This is a genomic window from Syntrophorhabdaceae bacterium (assembly GCA_028713955.1).
Classification (GTDB): domain Bacteria; phylum Desulfobacterota; class Syntrophorhabdia; order Syntrophorhabdales; family Syntrophorhabdaceae; genus UBA5609.
Window position 1 is genome coordinate 1 of sequence record JAQTNJ010000214.1, and the last position, 5424, is coordinate 5424.

Sequence of the window (5424 nt, forward strand, 5' to 3'; positions counted from 1 at the left end):
GCGGCAGCGGAATAAAGGTCCCGATCAAAGGCAAGATCCTTAAGGAAACAAGCATCGCGAGGGAGATTGCCGATGCCGACGCGATGGTCGTTGTTACGCATTTTAAGGCTCATGAGCTTTCCGGGTTTGGCGGTACTTTAAAAAACATCGGTATGGGCTGTGCAACACGTGAAGGAAAGCTCGTCCAGCACAGTAACGTGGCGCCCGAGATAAATGCCCGGACCTGTGTAGGGTGTAAAACATGCGTTCCGTACTGTCCCGTTGAGGCGATTTCAGTACAGGATAAAAAGGCCTCTATTAATGCGAAGAAGTGTATCGGCTGCGGTGAATGCATTATCATTTGTCCATCAAAAGCGATCGAGATCCAGTGGCAACAATCACCTGATATCTTTCAGAAAAAAATGGTCGAATATGCCTGCGGCGCACTCAAGGGAAAGGAGAAAAAGGCTGTTTTTCTGAGCTTTGTCATGCAGGTCAGTCCTGCCTGCGACTGTTACCCTCATAGCGATGCACCGATCGTTAAGGACATAGGCATCCTCGCCTCGATAGACCCTGTTGCTGTCGATGCAGCATCCTGCGACCTCGTCAACAACGAAGAGTCTATTCCAGGCACGGCAATCAAGACCCCCCTGAAGAGCGGCGAAGACAAATGGCGGGCCGTCTACCCTTCCATTGACTGGAATATCCAGCTTGATCATGCTGTAAAGATGGGGCTCGGTGAAAGAGAGTATACGCTTGTAAAGATTTAAATCCTTATTTCCCGAAGACCTGTCTTAACAGGTCTGTTGTCCTTGCCGCAGGGTTGGTTCGTATCTTCTTTTCTTCCTGCCCCACCATGAAGAAAAGCCCGTCGAGCGTCTTTGTGGTGACATAGTGGTCCAGGTCGACGGATTCCATGTTCCCGAAAGGTACTGATGAGGTATACTTCCCGGTCATCTCCTTGTAAGAACGTGTTACCCCCACCTTGTTCATGCTTTCCGATACAGGCGGCTTAAATGCTGCGTAAATCTTGTCGAAGGTCTTTGATTTGAAATATTCCGTTGCCGAGGTGTCACTGCCTCGCAGTATTTTCACCGCATCATCGAATGTCATCTCCTTGATGGCGTCAACGAAGAATTTACGTGCCTTCGGCGCAGCATTTTCCGCTGCACGGTTCATACTCAATATAAAGTCATCGACCTGTTTCTGATAACCCAGTTTGCCAAGGACATCTGCCGCTGTCTGTATGTTTTTGGGAAGCAGTATCTTGATCAACTGGTTCATAAAATATCCGTCTGATTTTGAAACAGCGGTCACCGCATTCCCGGTCCCGATGGAAAGGGCTTCTTTTAGACCTGATGCGGTTGTGGCTTCATCGGAGCTGCTTCCTCCAGCAGAGGGAACCTTTTTGATCCCCTTCATGATATCGTCAAGAGGACCTGCTGAACAGATAGAGACTGTTACAAAAAAAACTAATAACAATAAACAGATAAATTTATTCATAATGACCTCCTGTTTCTTAAAACCATTTTTTTCTTTTGAAATAGAGGATCATAAAGACACATAACGCAAGCATGACCAGAAGGATGGCAGGATAGCCCCACCGTAATTTCAACTCAGGCATATACTCAAAATTCATACCATAAAGACCCACTATAAACGTGAGAGGTATAAAGATCGTCGCGATGATGGTTAATACCTTCATAACCTCGTTCATTCTGTTGCTTATGCTTGACAGGTAGATATCCAGCATGGCTGCGAGCATATCGCGGAATGTTTCGATCGTATCCATAATGTGGATGCTGTGATCGTAAACGTCCCTGAGATAAACATGCGTGGAATCATGTATAAGGGGCGACCGGTCCCTTTCCATGCTGCTTAAGACCTCCCGAAGGGGCCATACTACCTTACGGAGGTAGATCATATTGCCCTTGAGGGTCTGCATTGTCCTTAATGTACCCGTTCCAGGATTGGTGACAAGTTGTACTTCAAGATCTTCCATCTTTTCACCAAGTGTTTCAAGGACCGTAAAATAATTGTCTACAACGATATCCATCAATGAATAGATAAGATAATCAGCCCCCATCTTTCTGATACGCCCTTTGCCGTTTTTTAACCGCAGCCTGACAGGATCGAAAACACTCCCTTCATGTTCATGAAATGTTATAACGAAACTTGACCCAAGGACCATGCTGATCTGCTCAGCGTGGATAGTAATATCGTTTTCATCGAAATAGATCTTTTTTAAAACAACAAAGAGGTAGTCGTCGTAATCTTCCATCTTCGGCCGCTGATCCGAGTTCATTATATCCTCGAGGAGCAGCGGGTGGAGGCTGAAGTGCTGTCCTATCTTTTCAATGGTCTCAACCTGTGAGATCCCCTCTACATTGATCCAGGTAACATCCGGTGTATCTTTCAGAGAAAGGTATTGTCCGATATCTTCTACCTCGATCTCCTGGTATCCTTCCTCGTTATAATGAAGAACGGTGATTTTTGGTTTTAACGGTTTTTCTTCCCCGATATGAACGAGTGAGCCGGGAGGAAGACCGGCTTTGGCAGAGCGTTTTTTTAATAATCTTAGTTTCACCTGCTACCTCAGGGCAATCGTAACAAAGGGCGCCTTATCTGTCAACACTTAGCTTTTGAAAGCCCCATAGATAGCATAATCTTTGTTGTTATTTTTTTTGCAAGATGGCAAAATTATATACGGCGATCCTGTAAATTTAGTGCAAAGGAGGACATGATGTTCAAAGAGTTCAAAACATTTATCATGCGCGGAAATGTGGTAGACATGGCTGTCGGCATAATCATTGGCGCTGCCTTCACCTCGATTGTCAAATCTCTCGTCGATGATGTCATCATGCCGCCGATCGGTTTACTGCTTGGGAACATTGATTTTTCTAATTTCTTTGTTGTGCTTAAAGAAGGAAAGATTGCCGGACCATATGCTACCCTCGCTGCCGCGAAAACTGCCGGAGCGGTGACACTGAGCTACGGTCTTTTTGTTAATACGATCATCAGCTTCCTGATCGTCGCGTTTGCAGTCTTTCTCATGATCAAACAGGTAAACAGGTTCAAAGGGGAAACTCCCCCAGCAGCACCGGATACGAAAGAGTGCCCCTACTGCATGTCATCGATACCCATCAAGGCAATAAAATGTCCGCACTGTACATCGGAGTTGAAGGGATCGAAAAACGGTGGATAGTTGATAGTGCATAGCTTTCGGCAGACAGCGTACAGCCGTCAGTCTGTGTATTCTGTTTTCTGCTCTTCTCGCCTTCTCATCCTCTGCTCTTCTGCATCTCAGGTCTCGGACCGAGATACTCGTAGAGGTAGCATTTGATGCCGCCGTTATATAGTTTACGGTTTTTGACTGCCCTTTTCCTGAAGAATGTCTGGAACTGCGGATGTGCGGATAGTATGAAGAATGACCACATATCAAGCCGGGAAAATGTCTCACCCATTTTTTTGTAGATCCTTTCGATCTCCTCGGAGTCACCCATACGTTCTCCATAAGGTGGGTTACATATAATAAAGCCGTATTTCTTCCTGGAACGGAATTCCTCAAAGAAGAGCTTCTGAAACACTACGCACTCCCCTACCCCGGCGTTCTCTGCGTTTTCCCGCGCCTTTTTGAGGACTTTCGCATCGTTGTCGGATGCAAGTATCCTGAACGGGAGGTTATTCATCTGCCTGTCCGCTTCTTTTCTTGTTGTATCCCATACATGACGGGGGATTTGAGGCCACTGCTCGGAGGCAAAAGACCGCTTCAGACCGGGCGCGATGTTTCTGCCGATCATAGCCGCTTCAATCGGTATCGTTCCTGAACCGCAAAAAGGATCGGCAAGGATCCTTTCGGGACTCCATCTGCTTAAAAGAACGAGCGCTGCAGCGAGGTTTTCCCTTAGCGGCGCCTCCCCTGCCCCTTCGCGATATCCTCTCTTGTGCAGCCCCTGACCGGTTGTGTCTAATGTGAGCGTCGCCGTATCCTTGAGGAGTGAGATCTCGATCCTGTATAAAGGTCCTGTTTCGGGAAACTGGTCTATTGCGTGCCTTTCTTTCATCGCCTCGATGACAGCCTTTTTCACTATGGACTGGCAGTCTTTTACACTGGAAAGTTTTGAACTGACCGATCTCCCGATGACATGCATTTTGCCATCGACGGGGATCATCTCGTCCCATCTGATATCCCGGGTTCCCCGGAAGAGTTCCTCAAAATCCTTTGCCTCGAAATCAGCGATCTTGATAAGCACCCTGTCTGCTGTCCTGAGCCAGATGTTGCACCGTGCTATATCCTTCTCGTCCCCCGTAAAGGTGATCCTGCCGTTCTCCACGGTCATGTCATCGTAGCCGAGCCTTCTCAGTTCACGGACGACAACGGATTCAAGACCGAATGTTGAAGTTGCTATAATGGTATATTGTGCCATTTACGATATGCTCTTTAATGTCTTATTTTTTTAGCTGCCTTTAACCTGAGGACGGTACAGGTCTCTTCAGTGAGATCACATCCGTCAAGACCGCATGGCTCTACATGGATGGTGATATCTGCAACGAGTGTCTTTTCATTGATCGTTTTCTCAAGCTCATCGGCAAGGCTGTGCGCCTCATCGATATTCAGCTTTTTACAGATGAAAAGGTGAAAGTCAATGTATTTATTATTTCCTGAAAACCTTGTCCTGAGCTTGTGGTACCCTGCGTAAGGATAAGGAAGCTGGCCAATGATCCCCTCGATCTCGTTCTGTACTTTTTCAGGGATGCTTGTATCCATGAGGCCGTAAAGGCCGTTTTTTAAGATACGAAAGGCTGAGTATATGATTATGCAGCCCGTTATTACCGCGAAGAGCAGATCGAAGAAGGTCCTGCCCGTGTAAAAGGTAAGGGCCATTGCGACGAGTGCGCTTGAGTTCGAGTAAATGTCGCTCGTGTAGTGAAGTGCATCAGCCCTGAGGGTATTGGAGTTGGTCTTTTCCGCGATCTTTTTCAATGTTACGGTGATGATAAAAGTGAACGCAAGGGAGAGAAGCATGACCCCGACATCAAGCATAGAGTAAACTATAGTTCCCTCATGCAAATATTCATGGATGGACCTGTAGATGATAAGCGTGCCTGATATGACGATCACAACCGCCTGGACGACCTGGGCCATGTCCTCAACCTTGCCATGACCGTACTGGTGGGAATCATCTGCCGGCTGCGATGCCTTCCATATCGCGAAAAGGTTCATTGTTGACATGAAGACGTCGAGGACACTGTCAAGCCCTGATGAGACAACGGCCATTGAGTTGGAGGTAAAACCTATAATGAATTTACTTACCGCAAGGATTAACGCCAGAGATATTGCTGTGATCGAAGCCTTTTGTCTTATATCCATGTCTCAATAATATATGCTAAAAAAGAGGGATATAGCGATGAAAAATTAATTATTTATCAGGCTAAATTTCATTG

6 protein-coding genes are annotated in these 5424 nt (G+C 46.6%); 2 read left to right on the forward strand and 4 right to left on the reverse strand.

Annotation, left to right across the window (positions count from 1 at the left end):
• Positions 1-749: DUF362 domain-containing protein (locus PHU49_14015; protein ID MDD5245121.1), on the forward strand; the 749-nt coding region annotated here is incomplete at its 5' end.
• A gap of 4 nt (positions 750-753) precedes the next feature.
• Here the strand turns inward: PHU49_14015 and PHU49_14020 are convergent.
• Entirely contained in the window at positions 754-1482 is a 729-nt protein-coding gene (locus tag PHU49_14020; GenBank protein MDD5245122.1) for a DUF4197 domain-containing protein, read from the reverse strand.
• Positions 1483-1498: 16 nt separating this feature from the next.
• Positions 1499-2566, reverse strand: a complete 1068-nt coding sequence (gene corA, locus PHU49_14025; GenBank protein MDD5245123.1) for a magnesium/cobalt transporter CorA — start codon at positions 2564-2566, stop codon at positions 1499-1501.
• A gap of 153 nt (positions 2567-2719) precedes the next feature.
• On the opposite strand from corA, the gene mscL reads away from it, so the two are divergent.
• Positions 2720-3184, forward strand: a complete 465-nt coding sequence (mscL, locus tag PHU49_14030; protein ID MDD5245124.1) for a large-conductance mechanosensitive channel protein MscL — start codon at positions 2720-2722, stop codon at positions 3182-3184.
• Between the two features lie 76 nt (positions 3185-3260).
• On the opposite strand, the gene PHU49_14035 is transcribed toward mscL, so the two are convergent.
• The gene (locus tag PHU49_14035; protein ID MDD5245125.1) at positions 3261-4406 is read right to left on the reverse strand and encodes a class I SAM-dependent RNA methyltransferase; all 1146 of its coding nucleotides are present in this window, start codon (positions 4404-4406) and stop codon (positions 3261-3263) included.
• Positions 4407-4420: 14 nt separating this feature from the next.
• Positions 4421-5350: a cation diffusion facilitator family transporter gene (locus tag PHU49_14040; protein MDD5245126.1), complete on the reverse strand. Its 930-nt coding sequence runs from the start codon at positions 5348-5350 to the stop codon at positions 4421-4423.
• Positions 5351-5424: the final 74 nt, after the last annotated feature.

Coding starts and splice junctions, on each gene's coding strand:
- PHU49_14040 (MDD5245126.1), bottom strand. CDS start 5,350: ATGGATATAAGACAAAAGGCTTCGATCACAGCAATATCTCTGGCGTTA.
- PHU49_14035 (MDD5245125.1), bottom strand. CDS start 4,406: ATGGCACAATATACCATTATAGCAACTTCAACATTCGGTCTTGAATCC.
- mscL (MDD5245124.1), top strand. CDS start 2,720: ATGATGTTCAAAGAGTTCAAAACATTTATCATGCGCGGAAATGTGGTA.
- PHU49_14020 (MDD5245122.1), bottom strand. CDS start 1,482: ATGAATAAATTTATCTGTTTATTGTTATTAGTTTTTTTTGTAACAGTC.